Source organism: Streptomyces sp. NPDC007901 (genome assembly GCF_042959465.1).
Lineage (GTDB): Bacteria > Actinomycetota > Actinomycetes > Streptomycetales > Streptomycetaceae > Streptomyces.
Map to the genome: position 1 here is coordinate 142,478 of NZ_JBIBKW010000013.1, position 26,133 is coordinate 168,610.

At 71.8% G+C, this 26,133-nt stretch carries 28 protein-coding genes; 13 read left to right on the top strand and 15 right to left on the bottom strand.

The window, feature by feature from the left end; all coding sequences use genetic code 11:
* Positions 1-10: 10 nt before the first annotated feature.
* Positions 11-766 carry a 3-oxoacid CoA-transferase subunit A gene (locus ACFZDK_RS35440; protein ID WP_390978359.1) on the top strand — a complete coding sequence of 252 codons (756 nt, stop codon included), beginning with the start codon at positions 11-13 and terminating at the stop codon, positions 764-766.
* Positions 763-1,395 carry a 3-oxoacid CoA-transferase subunit B gene (locus tag ACFZDK_RS35445; protein ID WP_390978361.1) on the top strand — a complete coding sequence of 211 codons (633 nt, stop codon included), beginning with the start codon at positions 763-765 and terminating at the stop codon, positions 1,393-1,395. Before ACFZDK_RS35440 ends, ACFZDK_RS35445 begins: the two co-directional genes overlap by 4 nt.
* A 17-nt stretch (positions 1,396-1,412) precedes the next feature.
* Here ACFZDK_RS35445 and ACFZDK_RS35450 read toward each other — a convergent pair whose 3' ends face one another.
* The 5 genes from ACFZDK_RS35450 to ACFZDK_RS35470 form a co-directional block, all read right to left on the bottom strand.
* On the bottom strand, positions 1,413-1,826 hold the full coding sequence (locus ACFZDK_RS35450) for a DUF6069 family protein (protein ID WP_390978363.1): 414 nt from the start codon (positions 1,824-1,826) through the stop codon (positions 1,413-1,415).
* A 119-nt stretch (positions 1,827-1,945) separates the two neighbouring features.
* Positions 1,946-2,551: an alpha/beta fold hydrolase gene (locus ACFZDK_RS35455; RefSeq protein WP_390978365.1), complete on the bottom strand. Its 606-nt coding sequence runs from the start codon at positions 2,549-2,551 to the stop codon at positions 1,946-1,948.
* A 127-nt stretch (positions 2,552-2,678) separates the two neighbouring features.
* Positions 2,679-2,864, bottom strand: coding sequence for a hypothetical protein (locus ACFZDK_RS35460; protein WP_390978367.1), 186 nt, complete (start codon positions 2,862-2,864; stop codon positions 2,679-2,681).
* A complete protein-coding gene (locus ACFZDK_RS35465) occupies positions 2,798-3,004 on the bottom strand; it encodes a hypothetical protein (RefSeq protein ID WP_390978725.1) in 207 nt (68 codons plus the stop codon). The genes ACFZDK_RS35460 and ACFZDK_RS35465 overlap by 67 nt, the downstream gene beginning before the upstream one ends.
* Complete coding sequence (locus ACFZDK_RS35470; RefSeq protein ID WP_390978369.1) at positions 2,914-3,207, bottom strand: hypothetical protein; 294 nt, start codon at positions 3,205-3,207, stop codon at positions 2,914-2,916. Before ACFZDK_RS35470 ends, ACFZDK_RS35465 begins: the two co-directional genes overlap by 91 nt.
* Between ACFZDK_RS35470 and ACFZDK_RS35475 the strand changes: the two genes are divergently transcribed.
* Complete coding sequence (locus ACFZDK_RS35475) at positions 3,169-3,657, top strand: LysR substrate-binding domain-containing protein (protein WP_390978371.1); 489 nt, start codon at positions 3,169-3,171, stop codon at positions 3,655-3,657. The genes ACFZDK_RS35470 and ACFZDK_RS35475 overlap by 39 nt on opposite strands.
* Positions 3,658-3,662: 5 nt before the next feature.
* On the opposite strand, the gene ACFZDK_RS35480 is transcribed toward ACFZDK_RS35475, so the two are convergent.
* Positions 3,663-6,053: an ATP-binding cassette domain-containing protein gene (locus ACFZDK_RS35480; RefSeq protein WP_390978373.1), complete on the bottom strand. Its 2,391-nt coding sequence runs from the start codon at positions 6,051-6,053 to the stop codon at positions 3,663-3,665.
* 172 nt (positions 6,054-6,225) lie between these two features.
* Between ACFZDK_RS35480 and ACFZDK_RS35485 the strand changes: the two genes are divergently transcribed.
* Positions 6,226-6,630: a nuclear transport factor 2 family protein gene (locus ACFZDK_RS35485; RefSeq protein WP_390978375.1), complete on the top strand. Its 405-nt coding sequence runs from the start codon at positions 6,226-6,228 to the stop codon at positions 6,628-6,630.
* A gap of 41 nt (positions 6,631-6,671) precedes the next feature.
* On the opposite strand, the gene ACFZDK_RS35490 is transcribed toward ACFZDK_RS35485, so the two are convergent.
* Positions 6,672-7,331, bottom strand: a complete 660-nt coding sequence (locus tag ACFZDK_RS35490) for a hypothetical protein (RefSeq protein WP_390978377.1) — start codon at positions 7,329-7,331, stop codon at positions 6,672-6,674.
* A 108-nt stretch (positions 7,332-7,439) separates the two neighbouring features.
* Positions 7,440-7,847 carry a hypothetical protein gene (locus ACFZDK_RS35495; RefSeq protein ID WP_390978379.1) on the bottom strand — a complete coding sequence of 136 codons (408 nt, stop codon included), beginning with the start codon at positions 7,845-7,847 and terminating at the stop codon, positions 7,440-7,442.
* A gap of 56 nt (positions 7,848-7,903) precedes the next feature.
* Here ACFZDK_RS35495 and ACFZDK_RS35500 point away from each other — a divergent pair, with 56 nt between their 5' ends.
* The 6 genes from ACFZDK_RS35500 (at position 7,904) to ACFZDK_RS35525 (ending at position 15,046) form a co-directional block, all read left to right on the top strand.
* Positions 7,904-8,659: an IclR family transcriptional regulator C-terminal domain-containing protein gene (locus ACFZDK_RS35500; protein WP_390978381.1), complete on the top strand. Its 756-nt coding sequence runs from the start codon at positions 7,904-7,906 to the stop codon at positions 8,657-8,659.
* 237 nt (positions 8,660-8,896) lie between these two features.
* A complete protein-coding gene (locus tag ACFZDK_RS35505) occupies positions 8,897-9,889 on the top strand; it encodes a phospholipase D-like domain-containing protein (RefSeq protein WP_390978383.1) in 993 nt (330 codons plus the stop codon).
* 150 nt (positions 9,890-10,039) lie between these two features.
* On the top strand, positions 10,040-10,687 hold the full coding sequence (locus tag ACFZDK_RS35510; RefSeq protein WP_390978385.1) for a tetratricopeptide repeat protein: 648 nt from the start codon (positions 10,040-10,042) through the stop codon (positions 10,685-10,687).
* 269 nt (positions 10,688-10,956) lie between these two features.
* Entirely contained in the window at positions 10,957-11,802 is an 846-nt protein-coding gene (locus tag ACFZDK_RS35515) for a PaaX family transcriptional regulator C-terminal domain-containing protein (protein WP_390978387.1), read from the top strand.
* Between the two features lie 185 nt (positions 11,803-11,987).
* Positions 11,988-14,018 carry an NAD(+) synthase gene (locus ACFZDK_RS35520; RefSeq protein WP_390978389.1) on the top strand — a complete coding sequence of 677 codons (2,031 nt, stop codon included), beginning with the start codon at positions 11,988-11,990 and terminating at the stop codon, positions 14,016-14,018.
* A gap of 416 nt (positions 14,019-14,434) precedes the next feature.
* Positions 14,435-15,046: a hypothetical protein gene (locus ACFZDK_RS35525; RefSeq protein WP_390978391.1), complete on the top strand. Its 612-nt coding sequence runs from the start codon at positions 14,435-14,437 to the stop codon at positions 15,044-15,046.
* A gap of 113 nt (positions 15,047-15,159) precedes the next feature.
* Here the strand turns inward: ACFZDK_RS35525 and ACFZDK_RS35530 are convergent, their stop codons facing one another.
* The gene (locus tag ACFZDK_RS35530) at positions 15,160-15,849 is read right to left on the bottom strand and encodes a DUF6215 domain-containing protein (RefSeq protein WP_390978393.1); all 690 of its coding nucleotides are present in this window, start codon (positions 15,847-15,849) and stop codon (positions 15,160-15,162) included.
* A gap of 115 nt (positions 15,850-15,964) precedes the next feature.
* Between ACFZDK_RS35530 and ACFZDK_RS35535 the strand changes: the two genes are divergently transcribed.
* Complete coding sequence (locus ACFZDK_RS35535) at positions 15,965-16,714, top strand: alpha/beta fold hydrolase (protein WP_390978395.1); 750 nt, start codon at positions 15,965-15,967, stop codon at positions 16,712-16,714.
* 56 nt (positions 16,715-16,770) lie between these two features.
* Positions 16,771-18,696, top strand: a complete 1,926-nt coding sequence (locus ACFZDK_RS35540; protein WP_390978397.1) for a cellulase family glycosylhydrolase — start codon at positions 16,771-16,773, stop codon at positions 18,694-18,696.
* A gap of 67 nt (positions 18,697-18,763) precedes the next feature.
* Here ACFZDK_RS35540 and ACFZDK_RS35545 read toward each other — a convergent pair whose 3' ends face one another.
* Complete coding sequence (locus ACFZDK_RS35545; protein ID WP_390978399.1) at positions 18,764-19,621, bottom strand: BTAD domain-containing putative transcriptional regulator; 858 nt, start codon at positions 19,619-19,621, stop codon at positions 18,764-18,766.
* A gap of 289 nt (positions 19,622-19,910) precedes the next feature.
* The gene (locus ACFZDK_RS35550; RefSeq protein ID WP_390978401.1) at positions 19,911-20,867 is read right to left on the bottom strand and encodes an EamA family transporter; all 957 of its coding nucleotides are present in this window, start codon (positions 20,865-20,867) and stop codon (positions 19,911-19,913) included.
* 556 nt (positions 20,868-21,423) lie between these two features.
* On the opposite strand from ACFZDK_RS35550, the gene ACFZDK_RS35555 reads away from it, so the two are divergent.
* The gene (locus ACFZDK_RS35555) at positions 21,424-22,695 is read left to right on the top strand and encodes an FAD-dependent oxidoreductase (RefSeq protein WP_390978403.1); all 1,272 of its coding nucleotides are present in this window, start codon (positions 21,424-21,426) and stop codon (positions 22,693-22,695) included.
* Between the two features lie 93 nt (positions 22,696-22,788).
* On the opposite strand, the gene ACFZDK_RS35560 is transcribed toward ACFZDK_RS35555, so the two are convergent.
* The 4 genes from ACFZDK_RS35560 to ACFZDK_RS35575 form a co-directional block, all read right to left on the bottom strand.
* On the bottom strand, positions 22,789-23,403 hold the full coding sequence (locus ACFZDK_RS35560) for a ScbR family autoregulator-binding transcription factor (protein ID WP_390978405.1): 615 nt from the start codon (positions 23,401-23,403) through the stop codon (positions 22,789-22,791).
* Positions 23,404-23,606: 203 nt separating this feature from the next.
* Positions 23,607-24,272: a ScbR family autoregulator-binding transcription factor gene (locus ACFZDK_RS35565; protein ID WP_390978407.1), complete on the bottom strand. Its 666-nt coding sequence runs from the start codon at positions 24,270-24,272 to the stop codon at positions 23,607-23,609.
* A gap of 140 nt (positions 24,273-24,412) precedes the next feature.
* Entirely contained in the window at positions 24,413-25,186 is a 774-nt protein-coding gene (locus ACFZDK_RS35570) for a glucose 1-dehydrogenase (RefSeq protein WP_390978410.1), read from the bottom strand.
* Complete coding sequence (locus ACFZDK_RS35575) at positions 25,183-25,914, bottom strand: HAD family phosphatase (RefSeq protein ID WP_390978412.1); 732 nt, start codon at positions 25,912-25,914, stop codon at positions 25,183-25,185. The genes ACFZDK_RS35570 and ACFZDK_RS35575 overlap by 4 nt, the downstream gene beginning before the upstream one ends.
* Between the last annotated feature and the right edge of the window lie 219 nt (positions 25,915-26,133).

A 26,133-nucleotide genomic window follows, 5' to 3' on the forward strand; every position in this document is an offset into this window, starting at 1 on the left:
AAAGGCCCCCATGGACAAGGTCAGCGCGAGCGCCGAAGAGGCGGTCGCCGACATCCCCGACGGCGCGTCGCTGGCCGTCGGCGGCTTCGGCCTCAGCGGCATCCCGGCCGTTCTGATCCGCGCCCTGTACGACCAGGGCGCCACCGGTCTCGAAGTCGTGTCGAACAACTGCGGTGTGGACGGCCAGGGCCTCGGCGTCCTGCTGGGCGCGGGCCGCATCGCCCGGGTCACCGGCTCGTACGTCGGCGAGAACAAGGAGTTCGCCCGCCAGTACCTCTCCGGCGAACTGGAGGTGGAGCTGGTGCCGCAGGGCACCCTCGCCGAACGGCTGCGCGCCGGCGGCGCGGGCATCCCCGCGTTCTACACCCCGGCCGGTGTGGGCACCCAGGTGGCCAACGGCGGGCTGCCCTGGCGCTACGCCCCCGACAGGTCGGTGGCCCTCGCCTCCCCGGTGAAGGAGATCCGCACCTTCCACGACCGCCGCTACGTCCTGGAGCACGCCATCACCACCGACTTCGCGCTCGTCCACGCCTGGCGCGGCGACCGGCACGGCAACCTCGTCTTCCGCAAGTCGGCCGCCAACTTCAACCCGCTCGCCGCCATGGCGGGCCGGGTCACCCTCGCCGAGGTCGAGGAACTGGTCGAGCCGGGCGCACTGGACCCGGACGAGGTGCAACTGCCCGGCATCTACGTCCAGCGGGTGGTGGAGCTGACCGCCGGCCAGGCGGACGCCAAGCAGATCGAGAAGAGGACCGTACGCGCATGAGCTGGACCCGCGACCAGATGGCCGCCCGCGCCGCCGCCGAACTCGCCGACGGCTCCTACGTCAACCTCGGCATCGGCCTGCCCACCCTGATCCCCGGCCATCTCCCGCCCGGCGTCCAGGTGGTCCTGCACTCCGAGAACGGCATCCTCGGCACCGGCCCCTACCCCCGCGAGCACGAGGTCGACCCGGACCTGATCAACGCCGGCAAGGAGACCGTGACCGTCCTGCCCGGCGCGTCCTTCTTCGACTCCGCGCTGTCCTTCGGGATGATCCGCGGCGGGCACATCGACACCGCCGTCCTCGGCGCCATGCAGGTCTCCGCCACCGGCGACCTGGCCAACTGGATGATCCCCGGCAAGGTCAAGGGCATGGGCGGCGCGATGGACCTCGTCCACGGCGCCCGCCGGGTCATCGTCCTGATGGAGCACACCGCCAAGGACGGCACCCCCAAGATCCTCAAGGAGTGCACCCTGCCGCTGACCGGCGAGCACTGCGTCCACCGGATCATCACCGACCTCGGCGTCCTGGACGTGACCGCCGAGGGGCTGGTGCTCGTGGAGTGCGCGCCAGGGGTGACGGCCGAGGAGATCGCGGACCGGACGGACGCGCCGCTGAACCGGGTGCCGTAGGCCGCGAACGCCCGGCGCTAGGAGAGCGGCATGACCTTGCGGTAGGCGAACACCACGACCGCCGCGACCGCGACATGCATCAGGAGCAGCGCGCCGACACCGATCGCGCCGCCGTTGCCGTAGAGCAGGAAGTCGGGCACGAAGGACACCACGACGACGGTCGGCACCAGCCGGCGCACCAGTGCCTCGGGGTCCTTCGCCGCCTTGCGCACGACGGCCCAGCCGAGGGCGCCTATCAGGGTGCCGACCGCCGTGAGGAAGATGTACGACCCGGCCTTCAGCGGCTGGAAGTCGTCCGGCGCGCCGGCGGCGAGGGCGATGAGCGAGATCACGGTGTTGACGATCGAGGCCACCACGATCGCGGCGACGACACCTCCCGCCACGACGAGCGGGCCACGGCGGACGGCGACTGCCTCAGAGGTAACGGACACAACGAACTCCAGGGGAGGGCATGGGGGGACACGTCCGGGAAGGGCGTGCGTTTGAAGAATCAAACGGAGACGGGACCAGTCTCGCCCAGCCCATTTGAAGTCTCAAGCTCTTGGCCCTGTCAGTCTCCTGTCGACCGACGGCCGTGGAACGCGGCGATCCGCTCCCGCATCGCGACCGGGTCGGCGTACATCGGCCACTGCCCGCTGTGCGGGATCGCGGCCAGCTCCACGCCATGCGCCGCGAGTTCGGGCAGGTAGGACAGGTGGGCGTTCTCGGCGCCGTACAGGAACATGCGCGGGAAGGGCAGCGCGAGGAACTTCTTCATGAGGTCGCCGTGGTCGGACAGGGCGACCATCGACTCGAAGATCCCCCGCACCGCCTCCGGCCGCACCTTGTGGCGCAGGCTCGCCGCGTAGAGGGCGCTGGAGGTCTCGGTCGAGCGACGGGCGCGGTCGGCGAAGCCGGCGAGGAAGTGGGCGGGGTCGTCCGTGCGGTGGGTGACGATCTGGCGGCTGAGGAAGCAGTCCTCCGGGGCGAGGTAGCCCTCGATGTCGACGAAGCTGAGGACGCGCTCGGGCTCCGGGTGGGCCGGCAGGAGGGCGGTGAGGCCGCCCATGGAGTGGCCGACGAGGTGGAAGCGCTCGGCAACAGATCCTCGCAGGTCGTCTCGCCGCAGCCGGGAGCGTCGTAGGCGAGGAAGGGGCCGCCGGCGAAGTCGGCGCAATCCTCCTTGGTCGAGCCGAAGCCGTGCAGGAAGAGGACGGGGTCGCCCTCGCCGGTGCGGCGGAGGACGGCGATGTCCAGGGCCACGCCGTCGACGCGCGGTCCCACCCGCTCGTTCGTGCGGTCCGTCATGGCGTGCTCCTCTGCCCCAGGCGGTAGTACTCGAGGGTGGTGACCCCGCGGCGGACGGCTTCGAGGGCGCGCTGCTCGGCGGCGACCCGGTCGTCCGACCGGTCGAGGGTCTCGGTCAGGGCTTCGGCGGGTACGACGACCACACCGTCCGCGTCGCCGACGACCAGGTCCCCGGGGCGCACGACAGCGCGCGCATGAAGCGGCCGCGGGTGAAGAGGGGGTAGTGCTGCGTCAGCGAGGCGGAGACGTCTCGGGGGACGCCGTCGATGACGGTGCCCGCGGTGCCGCGATGGCGGCGACCCCGGTCATGATGCCGCCCCAGACGGTGACGTCGGTACGGCCGTCGTTGGCCATGACGACGACCGCGCCGGGCGGGACGTCGTCGAGGAAGTCACCGACCGTGCCGCCCGTGGTGGCGTCGACGGGGGCAGCACCATCGCCGAGTTCCGACGGGTGCGGCCCCGCGTCGAGTTGCGGGTGGTGGAGGTGGACACACCGTCCGGGCAGGAACTGGTGGCCGGGCACGAACTGGACATCGCGGTCGTACGACCCGACGCACCCGTGCGCGGGCTGCGCGCCCGGCCCTGGCGGCACGACCGGTTCGTCGTCGCCCTGCCCGCCGGGCATCCCCTCGTCGACGGCAGCGGGCGGCCGGTGGACCTCGCGCGGTTCGCCGAGGAGCCCTGGGTCTGGCTGAGCCGGGACGCCTCTCCCGACTGCCACGACCAGTTGACGGCCACCTGCCGGCGGGCCGGGTTCACCCCCGACGTACGCCATCCGGCCGGCTCGATCATGACCCAACTGGCCATGGTGGGCTGCGGTTTCGGGGTGACTCTCGTGCCCCATGTGACGGTGCGCGGGACCGCCTTCCGGCCCCTCACCGACCGCGCCGACATCGTCGAGCTCTCGCTGGTGTGCCGGAGCGGTGCGCAGGAGCCGCTGGTGGCGGAGTTCCTGCGCACCGCGTCCGGGTAGGGCGGTCAGGCGCCGACGTACTGCGCGAGGTGCTCGGCGGTGAGGGTGGCGCGGGCGGCGACCAGGTCGGCCGGGGTGCCCTCGAAGACGATCCGGCCGCCGTCGTGGCCGGCGCCCGGGCCGAGGTCGATGATCCAGTCGGCGTGGGCCATGACCGCCTGGTGGTGCTCGACGACGATGACCGACTTGCCGGAGTCGACCAACCGGTCGAGCAGGCCGAGGAGTTGCTCGACGTCGGCGAGGTGCAGACCGGCGGTCGGCTCGTCGAGGACGTAGACGCCGCCCTTGTCGGCCATGTGCGTGGCCAGCTTGAGGCGCTGGCGCTCGCCGCCGGACAGCGTGGTGAGAGGCTGGCCGATGGTGAGGTAGCCGAGGCCGACGTCGGTGAGCCGCTGGAGGATGCGGTGGGCGGCCGGGATGTGTGCCTCGCCCGCGGCGAAGAACTCCTCGGCCTCGGTCACCGGCATCGCCAGTACCTCGCTGATGTCGCGGCCGCCGAGGCGGTACTCGAGGACGGACGCCTCGAACCGCTTCCCGTCGCACTCCTCGCAGGTGGTGGCGACGCCGGCCATCATCGCCAGGTCGGTGTAGATGACGCCGGCACCGTTGCAGGTGGGGCAGGCGCCCTCGGAGTTGGAGCTGAACAGGGCGGGCTTGACGCCGTTCTCCTTGGCGAAGGCCTTGCGGATCGGTTCGAGCAGTCCGGTGTACGTCGCCGGGTTGCTGCGCCGGGAGCCGCGGATGGCGCCCTGGTCGACGGAGATCACCCCGGAGCCCGTCGGAATCGAGCCGTGCACCAGGGAGCTCTTGCCGGAGCCGGCGACGCCGGTGACGACGGTCAGTATCCCGAGGGGGATGTCGACGTCGACGCCCTGGAGGTTGTGGGTGGAGGCGCCCCGGATCTCCAGCGCTCCGCTGGGCTTGCGGACGCTCTCCTTGAGGGCGGCCCGGTCGTCGAAGTGCCGGCCGGTGATGGTGCCGCCCTTGCGCAGGCCGTCGACGGTGCCCTCGAAACAGACGGTGCCGCCGCCCGCGCCGGCGCCGGGACCGAGGTCGACGACGTGGTCGGCGATCTCGATCACCTCCGGCTTGTGCTCCACGACCAGGACCGTGTTGCCCTTGTCGCGCAGCCGCAGCAGCAGGCCGTTCATGCGCTGGATGTCGTGCGGGTGCAGACCGGTGGTGGGCTCGTCGAAGACATAGGTGACGTCGGTGAGCGAGGAGCCGAGGTGGCGGATCATCTTGGTGCGCTGCGCCTCGCCTCCGGAGAGGGTGCCGGCGGGACGGTCGAGGGAGAGATAGCCGAGGCCGATCTCCACGAACGAGTCGAGGGTGTGCCGGAGCGTGGCGAGGAGGGGCGCCACCGAGGGCTCGTCGAGGCCCCCGACCCAGGCGGCCAGGTCGCTGATCTGCATCGCGCAGGCGTCGGCGATGCTGATCCCGTCGATCTTCGAGGAGCGGGCGCCCTCACTGAGGCGGGTGCCGTCGCAGTCGGGGCAGGTGGCGAAGGTGACCGCCCGCTCCACGAACTCGCGGATGTGCGGCTGCATCGACTCCTTGTCCTTGGAGAGCATCGACTTCTGGATGCGCGGGATCAGACCCTCGTAGGTCATGTTGATCCCGGCGATCTTCATCCGGGTCGGCTCGCGGTGCAGGAAGTCCTGCAGCTCCTTCTTCGTGAACTTGCTGATCGGCTTGTCCGGGTCGTAGAAGCCGGACTCGGCGTAGAGGCGGGAGTTCCAGCCGCCGCCCTTGTAGCCGGGGACGGTGATCGCGCCCTCGTTGAGGGACAGGTTCTCGTCGTAGAGCTGGGCGAGATCGAGGTCGGTGACGGCGCCGCGGCCCTCGCAGCGCGGGCACATGCCGCCGGTGATGCTGAAGCTGCGGCGCTCCTTGACCTTCTGCCCGGCGCGTTCGACGGTGACGGCGCCCGCGCCGCTGATGGAGGCGATGTTGAAGGAGAACGCCTTGGGCGAGCCGATGTGCGGCTTGCCGAGGCGGCTGAAGAGGATCCGCAGCAGGGCGTTGGCGTCGGTGGCGGTGCCGACGGTGGAGCGGGGATCGCCGCCCATCCGCTGCTGGTCGACGATGATCGCGGTGGTGAGGCCGTCGAGGACGTCGACCTCGGGGCGGGCCAGGTTCGGCATGAAGCCCTGGACGAAGGCCGGGTAGGTCTCGTTGATCAGCCGCTGGGACTCGGCGGCGATGGTGTCGAACACCAGGGAGCTCTTGCCCGAGCCGGAGACGCCGGTGAAGACGGTCAGCCGGCGCTTGGGGATCTCGATGCTGACGTCCTTGAGGTTGTTCTCGCGCGCGCCGTGCACCCGGATCAGGCCGTGGCTGTCGGCCACATGCGGCTCGGACGTCTGCGTCTCGGACGTCTGCGTCTCGGTCATTCTGGCCATGCTCAAACCCACTCCATCTGCTGCGCGAGGCCTCCGTCGATGGCCGCCACGCTAGCCGGGCAGCACCGCGAACGCTTCTCCATTCCTGACGGGCTCGTGTGCTCGCGACGCGCCCGCCCGGCCGGGGGTGGCTAGGCTGGCCCTGCCGGGGAAGGGCGGTGCCATGGATACCGAGTCCCTGATCAGGGCCGCGATCGAGGAGCACTGGCGGGCGTCGGAACGCGGGGACATCGCCGCCGAGCACGCCGTCTACGCCGCGGACGCGATCCTGGACTACCCGCAGTCGGGCGAGCGTTTCCGGGGCCGCGAGACGATCGCGGCGCAACGCGGTGGGCACCCGGCCGACCGGCACTTCACCGTCCTGCGCATCACCGGCCACGCTCAGGTGTGGGTGAGCGAATGCGTCATCACGTACGACGGCGTGCCGTCGTACTCAGTGAGCGTCATGGAATTCGCCGGTCGGCAGGTGGTGCACGAGACGCAGTACTTCGCCGGCCCCTTCGGTGCGCCCGCGTGGCGGGCCGCGCTCGCGGAGCCGATGCCGGGGCGCACCATCGAGGAAGCCTGACTTTCGACTCCACCATGCCCCGGGCCGACGACATGGTCGGTCTACGGCGTCCGCTCAGCCGAACCACCGGGTGAGGGCCGTTCGAGGGGGCTGCCGTCGGTCGTGGACCAGGCGACGTAGCCGTCGGGCCTGATCAGCAGGGCCTCGGCGCCCGCCACGTCCTCGTCGGTCTTCGCCGCGACGTGCTCGACCCGGTCGGACCGGTGGCCCACGGGCCGCTGCCTGCCGTCGAGCGAGAGCAGCAGGCCCCGGCCGGAGTGCATCAGCCGGCTCACCCGGGTCGGGCCGGACTCGGTGGTCAGCTCCAGGTCGATCATCCGGGGGCCGACGCCGGGGTACCGGGTGTCGAGGCCCGACATCACGCCCGAGAGGTAGCGGTTGGTGTCGGGCAGGCGCAGTAGTTCGGTCGTGAGGGTACGGACCGCCGCGACCTCCTCGTCGGCGGGTCGGCAGCCGCTCGACGCGCTGCTGGACGCGTTGGCGCGACGCGACCCGAACACCGGACTGAACGACGCTCCCGAGATCGTCTCCTTCCTGAGGATGATCTTCGACACGGAGAGCCTGGCGGCGCGGCTGACGCGGTACACCGCACGCGGGATCGAGGCGCTGTCCGAGGCGTTGCGGGAGCCCGGCGCCGATCCGCTGACCGCGCACCTGGCGGCGGCCCAGGTGATCATGGTGCAGCGGGAACTGGCCGTCATGAACCACGAGGCGCCGGCGGACGGCGAGTCCGCCGACGACCGCTACCCGGAGGCCGTCCGAGCGGCCCGGCAGCCGTTCGACCTCCTCCACGACGGCCTGGGGCCCCCTCACCACCGCTTGACCACCCTGCGCGAGAGCTTGGCGAAGGCACCGCGCAGGACGGGTGTCAACGGCGGTTCCAGCTCCCGTCGTCGGCAAGTGTCTCCAGTTCCCGGCGGCCCGGGGGCGCCGCGTGGTCGCTGTGCACCCGCAGGACGGCCGCCGCCGGCAGGTGGCCCCAGCGCAGGGCGTGCGGGGGCCGGCTGCCGAAGCGCCGCGCCGCGAGGTACCCGGCGACGAAGGCGTCGCCCGTGGATCCAGACGCCGACGAGGACGATGGTCGCGATGGCGAGGTCCGGTGAGACGAGCCGGCCGGGGCGGCCGAACCCCAGGGCGGAGACGAGCTCGTTGACGAGTCCGGTCTGCCGGTCCAGGGCGGCCTTCCGGACGATGCCGACGACGACCGGGGAGATCATCGGCGGCAGCAGGCAGGCGGCGCTCGGCGAGCGACTCCCCGACGCCCCGGGAGTCCGTGTCGCCCACGACGGACCGGCCCGGAGCGGTGGCCAAGGCGGTGCGGGTCATCGAGGCGATGGCGGAGCACCGCGGCGTCAGCGAGATCAGCCGCAGCACCCGGCTGCCCACGTCCACCGTGCACCGCATCATCCAGGAACTCGTCACCGTGGGCTCGGCCCGCAGGGACAGGGAGAGCGGCTGTCTGCCCGGTGTCGGGCTGCTCACTCTCGCGGCCCGCGCCGAGTCCGAGGCGGGCATCACGACGATCGCCCGGCCGGTCACGCAGCGGCTGCGCGACACCACCACCCACACCGTGCACCCGGCGCTCCGCCACGGCGACCAGGCCGTGTACGTGGACAAGCTGGAGGGGCTGCGCGCCTACGAGATGCGCTCCCGCGTGGGCCCGGTGATCCCGCTGCACTCCACCGGCATCGGCAAGGCCCTGCCGGCCGCGCTCCCCGCGGACGAGGTCAGGGGGATCCTGCAGCGGTCGGGGACACCGGCCGTGACCCCGCACACCATCGACGACCCGGACGAACTGCTGCGCCACCTCGCCGAGATCGCCCACCGCGGCTACGCCGTCGACAACGAGGAGAACGAGCTGTCCACGCGGTGCATCGGGGCGACCGTGTACGACTGCCGCGACACCCGGATCGGCGGTATCAGCATCTCGTCGATGGCCTTCGAACTCGACGAGCAGCGCATCCGGGTGCTCGCGCCGCTCGTCGTCGGCGCGGCCCGCGAGATCTCCCGGGCGCTCGGCCACCGCTGAACCACCGTCACAGGCCGCCCCGCGGATCGGCCCGCGATCGGCTACGAACATTTTGCGTTCTCGCGGGACGCCCATGAACCGACCGCCACCTGCGCGGAGTCTACTTTGTCCGGCGGTACGGCCCCCAGGTAACGGCGAGTTCACCAGCCCTCTCTTCCTCGGCAGTCTACGCGCGTGGTGTCATGCACACGCTCACCCACCCCCCACGTGAGCGTCTACTCAACTAGGAGTCACGCAATGCTGTCGAAGCTTCTCGTTCGCGCGGGTGTCGCCCTGGCGGCCAGCGCGGCCGTGGTCGCCACCGCGGTCCCCGCGAACGCCGCGAGCTACTCCGCGTTCGCCTTCTCGCTCAGCAGCAGCGAGCCCACGATCTACGACTTCATCAACTCGGCCACCAGCTCGCTCGACATGACGATGTACGAGCTGGAGGACACCACGGCCGTCAACGACCTGATCGCCCTGGAGAACAAGGGCGTCACCGTGCGGGTCGTCCTGGACCAGGCGCACAAGAGCGCCAACAACTCCGCCTACACCTCTCTCACGAACGCGGGCGTGGGCGTGGTGTGGTCGCCGTCCAGCTTCGTCTACACGCACCAGAAGACGATCACGGTGGACGCCACCAAGTCGCTGGTCCTGACCGGCAACCTGACCTCCCAGTACTACTCGACCGGACGGGACTACGGCGTCTTCACCGACGACACCCGGGACGTCGCGGCGATCGAGAAGGTCTTCAACGCCGACTACGCAGGCACCTCGATCACCCCCACGGACGGCGACCACCTGCTCTGGTCCCCCACCGACTCGCGCAGCCGCCTGCTGACCGTGGTCAACGCCGCCACCAAGACGCTCGACGTCGAGGAACTGGAGTTCAGCGACAGCACGGTGGTCAACGCCATCGTCGCCAGGGCCAAGGCGGGCGTGAAGGTGCGGGTCGTCCTGGAGACACCGGGCGACTACTCCAGCGAGGTCTCCGCGATCAAGGCCGCCGGCGGCACGGTCGTCGGCTACTCCGACCCCGACGGCTTCTACATCCACGCCAAGGCCATGGTCGCCGACTACGGCCTGTCCACCCAGGAGGTGGAGGCCGGTTCGATGAACATCAGCAGCAACTCCCTCTCCAACAACCGCGAGCTGGGCATCATCCTCACGGGCACGGGGGTCGCGCAGTCGGTGGCCACGACCATCGAGACCACGTTCAACAGCGACTACGCGGGCGGCACCGCCGCGTGACGCCACCGGTCCCCGCCCCGGCCGCGTGATGGCGCGACCGGGGCGGGGACCCCGGCGCGAGCGCCCCGGAAAATGCCGGGTCCCGCAGGGCACACGGCGATAGCCTCGCCCCGCGCATCGTCGTCATCGCCGTACGGGGAGGGGCCGTTCATGTCGGGGCAGGACTGGGTCGCACAGACGGAAGAGTTGTTCGAGGCCGCGATGTTCGGCGGGGACCCGGCCGCACTGGACGCGTCCGACGACGCGCTGGACGCGGTCGAGGCGGCCCTGTGCATGGCACGGGGCAAGGTGCTGCACGTCCGCTTCCTCAACGACCGCGTGGAGAACGGCCGGGAACCGGAACTGTTCGAGCGCGCGGCCGAGTTGTACCGGCGGCTCGGCGACACGTCGGGTGAGGCGGACGCGCTGTTCTGGGTCGGCTGCTGGCACCAGGTGGTGAAGGGCGACGGTGCCACCGGCGGGCCGTACTTCGAGCGGTCGTACACACTGGCGAGCTCCGTCGACGACCGCAGGACGATGTCCTACGCGGTCCGCCATCTCGCCTTCGCCGACAAGGACGCGGGCCGCTTCGACCAGGCCCGCGAGCGGTTCACCGAATCGGTGGCGCTGCGCCGGGAGATCGGTTTCCGGCCCGGGGAGGCGGCCGGACTGGTGGCGCTGGCCTACCTCGCGGCCGAGACCGGCGACGCGCCGACGGCACTCCGGCACCTCGACGAGGCGCAGTCGGTCGCCGAGGAGTGCGACGCCAAGGCCGTCCTGGGGTGGATCGAGGAGGCCCGCACACACCTCCACCCCTAGGACCGGGAACCGACCGGAGCGGCGGCCGACTGCGGTGTGCGCGCTGCACACCCTGGAGGACCGGGTCGCCTCGGGCCACTGGCAGGACGGCGACCCCGCGTCCCTGAACGCGCGCGACCGCGGCCGACCCCGCCTCGGCGGCGCGCCGCACCGCGTACGAGCCGAGTGCCCGCCCCCGTCCGTACGGCCTGTCCCACCCGGGCGACCAGCACCGGAAGTGAGATCACCCGGGCCGCCGCACGCCGGCCGGGGGCCGTAATCTTGCGCACGTGACAGCCGAGATCGCGCCAGAGCCCGCGGAGCCCCTGGACACCCCGCAGCCCCGCCCGCAGTCGCTGCTGCTCGCCTTCTTCGGCAACCACGTGCTGGAGCAGGGCCCGCTCGGCGTCTACTCGGGGAGCATCATCGCGGTCCTGGGGCGGGCGGGCGTCGGTGAGCAGGCGGTGCGCTCCACGCTCACCCGCATGGTCAACCGGAACCTGCTGCAGCGGCAACGGCAGGGCCGCAAGATGTACTTCGGCCTGACGCCGTCCGCCACACAGATCCTCCAGGACGGCCGGCGGCGCATCTGGCAGACGGGAGCCGTCAACGACGACTGGGACGGCTCCTGGACCCTGCTCGGCTTCTCGCTGCCCGAGTCCTGGCAGCGGCAGCGGCACGATCTGCGCTCGCAGCTCGGCTGGTCCGGCTTCGGGCCGCTCTACAGCGGTCTGTGGATCGCGCCGGGCCGGGTGGACGTCTCCGCCGTCGTCGCCGAACTCGGGCTCTCCGCCCACGTGAAGATCTTCCACGCGCTGGCCGACGAGGCGACGGACATCGACCTGATGATCCGCGACACCTGGGACCTGGGGTCGATCGCGGCCCGGTACGAGGACTTCCGCACCCGCTGGGAGGCCTGGCGCCCCGGCCTGGGCGACGATGCCGTCGTCACCCGGCTGCGGCTGGTCAGCGAGTGGCTGGGCATCATCCGCACCGACCCCCGGCTGCCCGTCCGGCATCTGCCGGCCGACTGGCCGGCCCACCGGGCGGAGGCGACGTTCCACCGGGTCGCCGCCGAGACCGAGACCCCCGCCCGCCTGATGGCCGCGGACCTCCTGGACACCACCCCCCTCTGACCCGCCGGGCCCGGCCGACGGCCCCGCGGCCGGGCGGAATCCCCTGGTCAGGGCGGAGATCGTCGGGCGATCTATGCTTCTTGGAGCAGGAAGTCCGCCGGACCGTCGAAGGAGAGGCTGCCCGTGTACGGCGACGCCCTCCGTCCGGCATCCGCACCGTGTTCGTCTCTCCCGAGGAAGCCCCGTTGAACTTCTGGTCGATCTATGAGCACGGCTTCGCGCGCGTCGCCGCGTGCACGGGCCACACCGTCATCGCCGACCCGCTCGCCAACGCCGAGGCGGTGCTGCGCCAGGCCCGCCGTTGCGCCGAGGACGGGATCGCCGTCGCCGTCTTTCCCGAGCTCGGCCTGACCGGTTACTCGATCGAGGACCTGCTGCTGCAGGACGCGCTGCTGGACCAGGTCGAGGAGGCGATCGAGACGGTGGTGGCCGGCTCGGCCGACCTGCTGCCGGTGCTCGTCGTCGGCGCCCCGCTGCGTCATCGCAACCGGATCTACAACTGCGCGGTGTTCGTGCACCGGGGCCGGATCCTCGGGGTGGCGCCCAAGTCGTACCCGCCGAACTACCGGGAGTTCTACGAACGGCGCCAGATCGCCTCGGGCGACGACGAGCGGGGCGGCACGATCCGGATCGGCGGCGAGAGCCTGCCGTTCGGGGTCGACCTGCTGTTCGAGGCGGAGGACGTGCCCGGTCTGGTGCTGCACGCCGAGATCTGCGAGGACATGTGGGTGCCGGTGCCGCCGAGCGCGGAGGCGGCGCTGGCCGGGGCCACCGTGCTGGTGAACCTCTCGGGCAGCCCGATCACGGTCGGCCGGGCGGAGGACCGCAAGCTGCTGTGCCGCTCCGCGTCGCAGCGCTGCCTGGCCGCGTACGTCTACGCGGCGGCCGGTCTGGGCGAGTCGTCCACCGACCTGTCCTGGGACGGCCAGACCATGATCTACGAGAACGGCGCGCTGCTCGCCGAGTCGGACCGGTTCCCGCTCGGCGACCAGTACGCGGTCGCCGACGTGGACCTGGACCTGCTGCGCCAGGAGCGGGCCCGGATGGGCTCCTTCGACGACAACCGCCGTACGCACGCGGCCCGCACCGGCGACTTCCGGACCGTCGCCTTCCGGCTCGACCCGCCGACGGCCGACCTGGGCCTGCGCCGCCGCGTCGAGCGCTTCCCGTTCGTGCCGGCAGACCCCGAGCGGCTCGCCCTGGACTGCTACGAGGCGTACAACATCCAGGTCGCGGCGCTCCAGCAGCGGCTGGCGGCGATCGGCGGCCCGAAGGTGGTCATCGGGGTGTCCGGCGGCCTCGACTCCACGCACGCACTGATCGTGGCCGCGCGGGCGATGGACCGGGCGGGCCGCCCGCGCAGCGACATCCTGGCCTTCACCCTGCCCGGCTTCGCCACCGGCGAGCACACCAAGGGCAACGCGCACCGGCTGATGAACTCGCTCGGTGTCACCGCGGCGGAGCTGGACATCACGCCGACCGCCCGGCTCATGCTCAAGGAGATGGGCCACCCGTTCGCCGCCGACGAGCCGGTGTACGACATCACCTTCGAGAACGTCCAGGCGGGGCTGCGCACCGACTACCTGTTCCGGCTCGCCAACCAGCGCGGTGGCGTCGTCCTCGGCACCGGCGACCTGTCCGAGCTGGCGCTCGGCTGGTGCACCTACGGTGTCGGCGACCAGATGAGCCACTACAACGTGAACTCCGGGGTGCCCAAGACGCTGATCCAGCATCTGATCCGCTGGGTCATCAGCAGTGAACAGTTCGACGCGGAGACCGGCGAGACCCTGGCCGCCATCCTCGATACGGAGATCAGCCCGGAGCTGGTGCCGGGCGAGGAACTGCAGTCCACCGAGTCCAAGATCGGGCCGTACGCGCTGCACGACTTCACCCTCTACCAGGTGCTGCGGCACGGGTTCCGGCCGTCGAAGATCGCCTTCCTGGCCTGGACCGCCTGGCACGACCGGGAGGCGGGCGCCTGGCCGCCCGGTTTCCCCGAGGGCGACCGGAAGGCGTACGACCTGGCGGAGATCCGGCACTGGCTGGAGTACTTCTGCCGGCGCTTCTTCGCCTTCGCCCAGTTCAAGCGCTCGGCCATGCCGAACGGCCCGAAGGTCTCGGCGGGCGGCTCCCTCTCACCGCGCGGCGACTGGCGGGCCCCGTCCGACAGTTCGGCGAAGGCCTGGCTGCGCGACCTGGCCCGGGTCCCGGACTGACACCCCGGGGTGACGCGCTCCCGGTTTGGAGCGCGTCACCCGTCTGCGCTACAGTCGATCTTGCGCTCGACACCCCGACTCGGGGCAGCGGGCGATGCGTTGGTGGTCCAAGGAAAGACGCCCCGCTTCCTGCGGGGAAATGCAGGTGCAAGGCCTGCCCGGCGCTCCAGCACAAGAGGCCCGGCTCCGTTCTCACGGAGCCGGGCCTCTTCGCGTGTGCGGATCTCGGCGACGGCCGCGCGCACCCTTACGGGCGAACCTCCCGCCGACACTCGGAAGGATGCTTGACGCGGAGCAAAAGACCAGTTCAGGGACGTGGCGACGGCAGGCGGGGCGACACCTGGGCCGGAGTACCGGTTGCGGCGCCCCGCACCGCTTCACACGGTGGGCGCAACAACAGTCCCGAAAGGAAACCCATGCGCGCCCTAGTCTCCCGCGGCCTCCTCGTCTCCCCCCTGGTCTGCGCCGCCCTGGTCCTCGGCCCGGCCGCCGCCTCCGCTGCCGCCGCCGACGCCGGCCGAGAAGCGTCGGGGCCGGGTGTCGCGCAGACGGTTCCGTGGCCCGGCACCGACATCGCCACGCTCCTGGACCGCGTCGAGGCGATGCACACGACGCGGCAGGACCGCGCCCTGACCCCGCTTCTGGACACGCTGCCGAACCTCACCACGGGGCACGGCACCCGGCTCGACCCGGACCGGGCCGCCGCCTACGCCAAGGCGGTACGGGAGTGGAGCAGCACCGTGCAGCAGCGGCTGCGGCACCTGGAGCCCGGCGCCGCCGACCGCGCGCACCGGAACCCGACCCGAGCCGCCGACCCCGTCGCGGACCTGCTGAACGCGGTCCAGGCAGCCGTCAACGGACTGCTCGGCTCGCTGACTTCGCTTGACCTCGGCGGGGTGCTGAGCGCCGTCACCGGGCTGCTCGCCCCGATCCTCAGTGCGGTCACCGGCCTCCTCGGCGCGGTGCCCGACCTGCCGGCGCTGCCGGCCGTGGACACTCTGACCTCCACGGCGACCGTCACACCGTGAGGCTCTGACACCGACCCGCAGGGGTGGCCGGGAATCCGGGCACCCCTGCCGCACGTCCGGTCCCTCCCGCGGCCTCCGGGGCCGTCAGTCCTCTCCCGCGGCCTCCCGGGCCGTCAGTTTTCGCTCCAGCCCGGGACGGTGGGCAGGACCCGTTCGGCGGCCCGTACGAGGGCGGTGTCGTCGGGCAGTACGTCGTCCTGCCGCCAGATCGAGACTTCGAAGGTGCCCTTGCCGTCGTCCTTCGCGTGCTTCGAGACGAGGACGCAGCGCGCCGTGCCGCCGGGGCCCGTGGTGGCCTTCCCGCCGCCGAGGTTGAAGCCGATGGAGATGGTCGGGCTGGAGTAGAGGACCGCGGGATGCCCCATGATGGTCGTCTTCCGTGCGTCGCCCATCAGGTCGCCCATGTCGGAGACGGTCAGGTCCTCGTACGACGCCGACAGCTTCACGGAGTAGGTGTCCAGCGTCACCGTCGCATCGGGATCGGCGATCTTCCCGCCGCCGGCGAGGGTGATCCAGTCCCCGCTGCCGCTGGCGGACTCGGCCTGCTCCCCGGGAGTTCCCAGCAGGGCAGGCAGGTCCGGGCGGTTCAGCGCCTTGCACAACCGCGCGCCGGATATGTATCGGGCCGGGAGGCGGTCGGTCGACTTCGAGCAGGCCGCCGGCTCACTGCTCGCGCTCTTCTGGTGGACGAACCTGCCCTGGGCCCACAGGCCCCCCACGACGACCGCGAACAGGCCCACCGCCGCGATCGCCTGGACCACCGGTCTGCCGTCCTTTTCAGGCGCGCCGATACCGTCGGTCATGTCCCCCACCCCCGCTGTGCGTCCCCTGTGCGCCATGGAGCCTAACTGATGTTCACGGGGACGGCACCGGCCGCACACACCCCTCGGTGGCCGCGGATTCCCGCAGGAGTGTTTGATGGCGGGAGCAGCCTGGGTGCCGGAGGAAGCTGAGGTGGACGCGGTGGCCGACGGACGGGTCGTCGAGGCGGGCGGGGGCGCCCTGGTGGTGCGTCGCGCACCGCGGGACAGGGCGCGCGCGGCGGTGCTCGTCCTGCACGGCGGCCAGGAGAACGGCCGCCGTCCGGCCCGCCCCTGGCAACCGGCCGCACTGCGTATGCGCCCTTTCCTGAGCGCCGCGGCCTCGGTCTCCTCGCCCCGTGACGTGCTGATCGGGCAGGTGCGCTACCGCTACCGGGGCTGGAACGACGCCGCCGACCCGCTCCAGGACACGCTGCGCGCCCTCGACGAACTGCGCGGCCGGGCCGGGGACGTCTCCGTGGTGCTGGTCGGCCACTCGATGGGCGGCAGGGCGGCGCTGCGCGCGGCGGCCGATCCGTCGGTGCGCGGGGTGCTGGCGCTGGCGCCGTGGTGCCCGCCCGGCGACCCCCTGACCGGTCTCACCGGGACGCGGATCATCGTCCTGCACGGGGACCGGGACCGGGTCACCGCGCCCGCCGAATCGGCCACTTATGTGCGCCAGGCCCGTGAGACCGGTGCACAGGCCGGCATGGTGCTGCTCAGGGGCGGCGACCACGCGATGCTCCGCCGCAGCCGTGACTGGCATCGTGCCTCCGCCGCCGCCATCAGGCGGTTGCTGCGCCCCGAACGCGACCTCGAGGGCTGGACGGCGGAGGCCTGCGAGACGGACGGGCCGCTTCTGCGCTGACCCGCGCCCTGATAAGGTGCCACGCCCCCACGCGGCATCCACCCTGAGGACGGCTGATGTCGATCACGAAGTCGCTCACCACATCGCTCAGATTTGTCACGTACCTGACAGTGACCTTCCTGGTTCTCGCACTGTCCGGAACCGCCCCCGCCACCACGGTGTCGCGCTCCCCCGACCTGGCTTCGGCCGCGTCGGCGACCGGCACCTGGCAGCCCCCGCTGTCCACCCGGGGCCGCTACATCGTCGACGCCGACGGAAACCGGTTCCGTCTCAAGGCCGCCAACTGGGACGGCGCACAGGGCTCCTGGACCGGCAGCGGCAGCGTCACCGACCCCGCCCAGCACCACGCCGGCCAGGACTCCTACGGCATCCCCCTCGGCCTGGACCGCGCGACGCTCCCCCAGCTCCTCGCCGATTTCCAGGCGCTCGGCATCAACAGCGTCCGGCTCCCCTTCTCGAACGAGATGATCCACACGACGGCCGCGGTGCCGGACGCCGCGGTCGCGGCCAATCCGCAGCTGCGCGGAAAGACGCCCCTGGAGGTCTACGACGCCGTCGTGACCGCCCTCACCGGCGCGGGCTTCGCCGTCGTCCTCAACAACCACACCAACACGTCCCGTTGGTGCTGCGGCGTCGACGGCAACGAGCGCTGGAACAGCAGCCAGTCGACCCGGCAGTGGGCCGACGACTGGGTCTTCATGGCCCGCCGTTACGCCGCGAACGCCCGTGTCGTGGGCGCCGACCTCTACAACGAGGTGCGCCGGGACGTGCTCGACGACCCCAACTGGGGCCTGGGCGACGCCCATGACTGGTACGCCGCCGCCCAGCTCGCCGCCGACCGCATCCTCACCGAGGGCAACCCGAACCTCCTCATCGTCATCGAGGGCATCAACTGGACGGGACTGCCGGTCGACGGACTCCCCCACGACCGCCCCACCCTCAAGCCGGTCCGCACCCTCTCGAACACCCTCGTGGACGCCCACAAACTCGTCTACTCGGCGCACTTCTACGGCTACACGGGTCCCCGGCACAGCGGCGCCACCGGCATCGGCGAGACCAGCGATCCCCGCTACCAGGACCTGAGCCGCGACGACCTGTACCAGGCCCTGGCCGACGAGGCCTTCTTCGTCACCGCCGAGGGCAAGCACTACACGGCCCCCGTATGGGTCAGCGAGTTCGGCATCGGAGCGAACGAGACGGGGACGGCCGCCCGCACCTGGTTCGGCAACATCACCGACTACTTCGCCGACCACGACACGGACTTCGCCTACTGGCCGCTGGTCGGCTGGGAGGGCCACGACGACTGGGCGCTGCTGCGCTACGACACCGCCGGGCACCGCTCCGGCCTCCTCGACGGAGGGGACTGGCGGGCCACCGCGTGGGACCACCTGGTGAACACCCCCGGCCGCACCGGGTACATCGCGCCGGGAACGACCTGGCGCATGCTGTCCACGGACCACGGCGACCAGGTCGAGTCGCTGCGGGTGCGGACGAACGGCGACTGGGACTCGGGGGCCTCCAAGGCGGCCTGCCCGGACGGGCTGCGGCTCATCGGTCTCGCACACTCCGGCGGGCGCGGCCTGTGCACCGACGCGACGGCGGGCGACCTGCGGGCCGCGGGCACCACCCAGACGGTCGTGACCGACGAACGGTACGTGCCGGCGGGCGGCGACTGGGCCTCCGGGTACACCAAGTTCCAGTGTCCTACGGGCCAGTTCGTCATCGGGTACAGCCGACGCGGTGAGCGGGTGTCGGCGGCGTTGTGCGCGCCCGCCGGCCGCACGCCGGGAACCGGTGGCCGGACGCTGTGGTTCGACCGGTCCGACAACCGTCCCGCCGACGGCGCGGGCGACGACTACGCGTACGGCGCCTACAAGGGCCAGTGCGCGGCCGACGAGTACATCGCCGGAATCGCCTTCACGACCCGGGTGGGCAGCACACCCGGCCCGGCCGCCGTGCGGTGCGTCCCCCTCCAGCCCTGAACACCACCGGGGCCCGTCCTCGACGGGGGCCCCGGCGTGCACGGACCGCCGGGCCCGGTCGGAGGGCTCAGGGCACCCGCGCCAGGCCCCCGCCGGGTGCCGGTGCGGCCAGGTCGTCGTGGTGCGACGGGGTGCCCGGGGTCTCGGCGGTGGCCGTGAGGATGGCCTGCTGGAGGCGGCGCAGCCGCGGGGAGGGTTCCAGGCCGAGGTCTCTGACGAGGTGGGTGCGCAGCTGCTGGTAGACGTGCAGGGACTCGCTGCGCCGGCCCGAGCGGTACAGGGCCAGCATGAACTGGGCGTGCAGGTTCTCGTGGGAGCGGTAGCGGCTGGTCAGCACCGTGAGTTCGGCCAGGAGTTCGCGGTGCCTGCCGAGGTGCAGATCGGCCTCGATGCGCTGGTCGAGGGCGCACAGCCGGCCCTCCTCCAGCCGCCGTGCCTCCACGGTCAGCTGGGCGCCGGTGTGCACGTCGGCGAAGGGCGGGCCGGTCCACAGGTCCAGCGCCTGGCGCAGGAAGCGGGAGGCGCCCGCGTGGTTCTCGTCGTCCATGGCCCGGTAGCCCAGTTCGGCGAGCCGCTCGAACTCCGCGATGTCGCTGCCGCCGCCTCCGGTGGCCAGCAGGTAGGCGCCCGGCAGGGTCGTCAGGACGTCCTTCGCGGACCGCTCCGGCGCGCTCCCGGGGTCGTCGCCCTGGCGCAGTGCCGTCGCGATGAGGTCGCGCAGCTGGAGCACATAGGTCTGCAGGGTGGTGCGGGCGCTGCGCGGCGGGGTGCCCGCCCACAGTTCCTCGACGAGCGTCGCGACGGGCACCACCTGGTCGGCGCGCACCGCCAGCAGGGCCAGTATCTGGCGGGGCTTCGACGCGGTCGGGACGATCGAGACCCCGTTCTCCCGCACTCTCAGTGCACCCAGCAACCCGATGTCCACACGCGTCTCCCTGATCCTCACACCTGACACTCCGCCAGTAGAAAACAGCACGTGCGGTCTGTCAACCGACGCGTCGCTAGGCCGTCTCTAATGAACCGCCGGAGAACGGCCGGAGGACTCCACCCCACCCCCGAGCTTCCCGAAATGGCCGCGCGGAACGGCCATTTCGGGACTCACAGGGGCGAGCACACACCGCCGTGACCGCGCGGCCCGGCCACTCGGCCGCCAAGTCACCCGCTTCCGGTGGCCTTTAGGAAACAGACCCTATGGTCGGTTACTTGACTGGGGCTCAGCTCTTGCCCTCCCGGGTGAGCAGGACAACTCCCACCGCCAGCACCGCGAGTCCGCACCAGGACACGGCCGGCAGGCGCTCGCCCAGGACCGCGACCCCCAGGACGGCGGCCACGGCCGGCTCGACCAGGGTCAGGGTCGTCGCGGTCTGGGCGGTGGTGTGCCGCAGGCCGTAGCCGAAGAGCCGGTAGCAGAGGAAGGTGGTGACCACCCCGAGAAAGAGGACGACCAGCGCGCCGCGCGCCGTCGGCAGCCACGGCCCGGCGCTGCACAGCACCACCGGCAGCACGAGCACCGCCGCGCCCCCGAACATCACGCCCATCACCGCGCCGGAGGCATGTCCGCGGGCGATGAGCAGTCCGCCGACCAGCGCGTAGACGGCGTACGACAGACCCGCCGCCCCCGCCAGCAGGACACCGAGGAGGTCGACGGGAGTGCCCGCGCCGGTGAGCCCGGGGCCGAGGACGAGCGCCACGCAGCCGAGGACGGCCGTGGCGGTCGCGGCCGCCCAGCGGACGGTCGGCCGGGACTGCCGGGTGAGCCAGGCGAGCAGACCGGCGAGGACGGGAGCCCCGCCGAGTGCCACCACGGTGGCCACGGCCACGCCGGTGCGTGCCACGGCGGGATAGAAGGAGAGCGGGTATCCGGCCACCGCGAGGGCGCCCAGGGCGAGCAGCCCGCGTTCGCCTCCGGTGCAGGTCCGGGGAAGGGAGCGGCCGCCGGGCGCGGTCAGGAACAGCAGCAGGCCGCCGAGGACCAGGCCGGCGGCGCCGACGGCGGCGGCAGGTGCTCCGGCGGGGGCGAGGGAACTGGCGGTCCCCGTGGTGCCCCACAGCACGGCGGCCGTGAGGATCGGCAGCGGACCGGTGAGCAGGGCGGCGAGGTGGGGACGCGGGCGCGTGGGAGCCCGGCCGGTCAGGGCAGGGGAAGGCTGGGATGAGGTGTCGTTCGGCACAGTCGTGAACTTCCGTCGTCGAATACCGTCTGCGGACTGGTTTCGAAACGGGCGCACGTCACAGTCGTCCAGCCGCCGGGAAGCCCGGGCCGGAGCGTGGATTCAAGCCGTCAGCGGGTGCGCCCGATCAGGCGCAGAGCGGCGGCAGAACGACGTGCCAGTAGGTGTTCACGCACCGATCGTACAGGGGCGGCCGGGCCGGGCGACTGCGTGACCAGCCCGTACGGCAGCGGGCGCACTGGCCGCCCCGCCTCGAAGGGGTGCGCCTCGGCGGGGTCCCGGCCGGTGGCGCTGCCGGTGCCCGCGCCGACCGATCCTGTCGGGTCGGTGATCGCCGGGACGCATCCCGCGCACGTCAATGACACGGTCGCCGTCGCTTGTCGTATGGTTCGACCAAGTTTTGGCCAACGTGCGTCGATATCGTTTCCCGGTGCCTGCCCGTGGGAGAGACTCACCGGCGGAGGGGGGACGGGCACGGCCGATTCACGCCGGGCGTGCCATCCCGCAGTGTCGCGTCGCCCAGGGGAAGGCGGCGAGCAGACCAGCGGAGGGATGCATGACGCAGTCGCTTCCGGGGCAGCGCCCTGCCCAGGAGCAGGCGTTCGCCGGGCACGGCCGGCCACCGGTCGTCGTGGTCGGTGCCGGGCCGTACGGACTGTCGGTGGCCGCCCACTTACGGGCGGCGGGGACTCCGGTCCGTGTCTTCGGTGAGGTGATGGGCAGTTGGCGGCACGCCATGGCCACCGGGATGTTCCTGAAATCGACGCCGGCCGCGACCGATCTGTCGGCACCGGAGCCCGGTGGCCGGCTGGCGGACTTCCGGCGCGAGCACGGCGAGCCGGAGCTGACCGAGCTGACCCCGATCCCGTGCGACGTCTTCGTACGGTACGGGCAGTGGTTCCAGAAGCGGTACGTCGGTGAAGTCGAGCCGGCCCGGGTGACGGCGGTCGAGCAGCCCGCGTCCGGACCCGGCTTCCTGGTCCGGCTGGACGACGGGCAGGAGATGGCGGCCTCGGCCGTCGTGGTGGCGACCGGCCTGAACGGACTCGCCCATGTCCCGGAGGAGTTGCGGCAGTTGGTGCCCGAAGGGCCGGGTCCCCGGGCATGGGTGTCGCACACCAGCCAGCACACCGATCTGTCGATGTACGCGGGGCGGCGGGTGGCCGTCGTCGGCGGTGGCCAGTCGGCACTGGAGAGTGCCGCGCTGCTGCACGAGGCGGGCGCCGAGGCGCAGGTCCTGGTGCGTGAGCGCAAGGTGCTGTGGGGCATGACCCCGGACCTGGCCCGGCCCTGGACCCAGCGGCTGGCCAAGCCGGCCTCGCCGCTGGGCACCGGCTGGATCCTGGCGGCGGTCTGCGCGGCACCGGGGAGTGTGCGCTGGTGTCCGCCGGCCGCCCGGCTGCTGCTGTTCCGGCGGGCGCTCGGCCCCTCGGGCGGCTGGTGGCTGCGGGACCGGGTCGAGGGGGTCGTACGGGTGCGCACCTCGCGCCGGGTCACCGGTGCCCAGGTGTCCGGGCCCGCGGTGCGGCTGGACGTCGCCGGTCCCGGCGGGGAGCGCGAGTCCCTCACCGTGGACCATGTGCTGGCGGCCACCGGTTACCGGCTGGACCTGGACGCCGTGCCGTTCCTGTCCGCGTCGGTGCGGCGGGCCGTGGCGTGCGTGCCGGGTTCGAAGGCGCCCGCGCTGCGCGGGACCTTCGAGTCGTCGGTGCCCGGTCTGTACTTCACCGGCTCGCTCGCGGCGCCGATGTTCGGGCCGATGATGCGGTTCGTGGCGGGTACGGAGTTCGCGGCCGGCCGGATCGCCGGGCACATCGGGGCCGCCTGACGGCTCCGGGACGATTCCTGCCCCGGAGGCACATACGGCGCGGACGGTTTGCCCGGCCGAACTCCCGTGCCCGCGCGTGCCGATGACTCCGGGTCAGGAATCCGATCGGGCGGCGCCCACGAACTCGTCGCCGGGCGCCGCCAGTTGGGGCAGCACCAGTGACCAGAACTGTTCGACGTGCTGGGGTGGGATCCGGTCATGATCCGCCGCGCCGAGCACCTCGAACCCGACCGTCGTGGCGACGATCACCGCGGCGACCCGGTCCGGCGACACTCCGTCGGCCAGTTCCCCCTCGCGCTGCGCCCGCAGCAGTTGCTCGCACACCCAGGCACGCCACCAGGACCCGAAGTCCGTGCCGTTCTTGCGCGAGGGGTCGACGCTCAGCTTGAAGCCGGCGCGGACGACGGCATCGGTGGCGCCCAACGCCAACAGGTCCCGGGTGACCGTGATCAGCAGTCGCAGTGCGGAGGTGGCCGACCTCCGCCGCCCCGCGACCAGTTGTTCGACGGACCGCCGGGCCGCCCCCTCCACCTCGCAGGCGAGCGCGTCCTTGCTGGGAAAGTGGAAGTGCAGCGCGCCGGCGCTCACTCCCGCCCGCCGGATGATCGCGGGCAGCGAGGTCAGCGCGTAGCCGTTGTCGGCGAAGTTCTCGGCGGCGGCCAGGACGAGTGCCTGGCGGGTTCGGGCCGCCCGGAGTTGCTTGACCATCGCGTCCCCCTGTTGATCCGGAGGAAGCCGGAATTGGACGGTCCGGTTCCCCCTGGGCCTGCAACAATTGCGATCTGAGAACCCTAGCAAACAGCACGATTGGTAGGTTTCACGGACATTTCGGGCGACACCGAGCGATCCACCGCACGGCGGGTCGTACCGCCCCCGAACAAAACCAGGCGGATGGTTTGGTCCGAGGCGGGTCAGGCCTCGGCGGTCACCGGTTCTTCTTGCCGCCGGCGCTCGACTTCCTCGACGACCCGGGCACCGCGGTCGGGTGCGGTGTCCAGCCGGATCAGGGCCGCCGGGGTCGCGATGGCCGGCAGTACGTGGTTGTAGAGGACGGAGATGCGGTCGTTCAGGTCCGTCCAGTCGGAGACCACCTCGGACATGAACTGGGTCCCGATCCAGGCCCCGAGGAAGCACTCCGCGGTCTCACGGGGATCGACATGCGGCAGCACCTCGCCGCGTTCCTTCGCCTCCACCAGCTTGCTCGTCACCAGTTCGGTCCAGGCGGGCCAGGCGCTGCCGAACAGCGAACGCCCCTGGAGGTCGGCGGACAGCCGTATCCCGGCGAGCAGGATGACCTCCTTGGGGATGCGGTAGGCCAGCGTCATGCCGATGTCCACCCACTCCTGGAGCTTCAGCTCGCGCCGAACCCAGTAGTCGTCGCTGATCTGGGCGTTGATCACACCCCGGGCGAGGGCTTCCTTGGAGTCGAAGTGGAAGTACAGGGCGCCCTTGGTGACTCCGGCCCGCTCGAGGATCTCGGAGATGGTCGCCGCCGTGTACCCGCGCTCGGCGAAGACCGCCGCGGCGGCCTCGACAACAGCGCGACGGGTCCGAATCGCACGCTCCTGACGCGCCATGCGGACCCCCTCCTGGTCAAAACAAAACCGGACGTGACGTACCTTACCCCAATCGGGGGTCGATATTTCGGCCGCGCAGGGCCGATTCCCGGTCGCTCCCGCGCCGGCACGGCGGCGTCGACGCGGGCTCGTCGGGCAGTTCACCAGGCGGTGCGTCCACCGTCCACGGTAAGTGTGGCACCCGTGACGAAGCTCGCCTTGTCGCTGCACAGCCAGGCGGCGGCCTCCGCGACCTCCTCCGGGTCGGCGGCGCGGGCCTGCGGGGCGGAACGGTAGGCCCGCGCCTCGTTCTCCGGCGACTTGGCGAACCAGTCGTCGATCATCTCGGAGCGGGTCAGGCCCGGGGCGATGGCGTTCACGCGGATGTGGTGCGGGGCGTACTCGACGGCCGCCGCCTTGGTCAGTCCGATCACCGCGTGCTTGGAGGCGATGTACGGCGCGGCCGTCGAGGAGGCGACCAGGCCGCCCACGCTGCTGGTGTTGACGATCGACCCGCCGCCGCTCTCCAGCATGGCCGTGATCTCGTGGCGCAGGCAGTTCCACACGCCCCGCACGTTGGTCTCGGTGACGCGCTCGTAGTCGGCGTCGCCGATGAGGTGCATGGGGGTCTTCGGCAGGGCGACGCCCGCGTTGTTGAAGGCGGCGTCGAGACGGCCGTACCGCTCGACGACGAACTCCACCGTGCGCCGCACCTCCTCCCCGTCGCGCACGTCCAGGGTGCGGTGGCTCGCCTCGGCTCCCCGGGCGCGCAGTTCGCCGGCGAGTTCGCGGAGCTTGTCGTCGCGGCGGGCGGTGAGGACGACGGTGGCTCCCTGCCGGGCGAACACCCGGGCCGCGGCCGCGCCGATGCCGCTGCTGGCGCCGGTGATGAGGGCGACCCTGCCCGCCAGGACGGCTCCTTCCGCGGCGGTCACCGGGTCACCTCGGAGAGACCGGTGAGCGAGCCGGCGTCCTGCCAGACGGTGCCGAGTCCGGCCTCGCGGTCGAGGGTGCGCAGGAGCTCTTCGTCGATCTCGGCGAGGCCGCCGACCAGGTGACGGACGCCGAGTTCGCGCATCAGCTCGGGCTGGAAACCGTGTTCGAAGGTGCTGGGATGCCCGACGAACGGCACGTCCAGCTCCTTGGCGTGGCCGGCGAACCGGGCCACGTCGTCGATGAAGAGGACCTGGTGGTGATCGAGCCCGAAGTGATCCTGGACGATCTCCCGGATGCCGGGGCGGACGGCGTCGGTGCAGATGTAGGGCGGCGCGGTGAACAGGTGCTCCCAGGCGCCGAGATGGCGGCGGAAGTGGTCCTCGTCTAGGCCGCCGTAGCAGACGACGTCGAGGCCCAGGGCGCGCAGCCGGTGCAGGAGTTCCTCAGCGCCGTCGAGGGTGTGGACGGGGTGTGTGCGCAGGTACCGCTCGCGTTCGGCGAAGTAGTCGGCGATGGCCTCCCGCTCGCTCACGCCGGCGCCGGTCTCCTCCAGCAGCACCCGGGCGGCCGCGAGCCGGGACTGCGAGAAGAGCCGCTGCTCCAGCTCCCGGCTGTAGGTACCGCCGTACTTGAGGACGAGGCGGTGCAGGACGGGGCTGAAGCTGTCGTTGAGCAGGACGCCGTCGATGTTGACGGCGGCGAGGCGCAGGGTGCGCAGCGCTTCCATCGGGGTCTCCCTCCCGCAGGCCGTTCGACAATCATGCAGTGGGCATCGGGTCCCGGAGGACCACGGGTACCGCGATGGGGCGTCAACTCCCCAGGACCCTGGCCGAAAGAGACCGCCGGACAGGTTTTGCGGAATCGAACCTGGCTCGCCACCCGCCGATAACCAGCCGTCGACATCTGCCAGTTAGTCCGTTTTTCGCCGTGCCTTCCACATGATTGA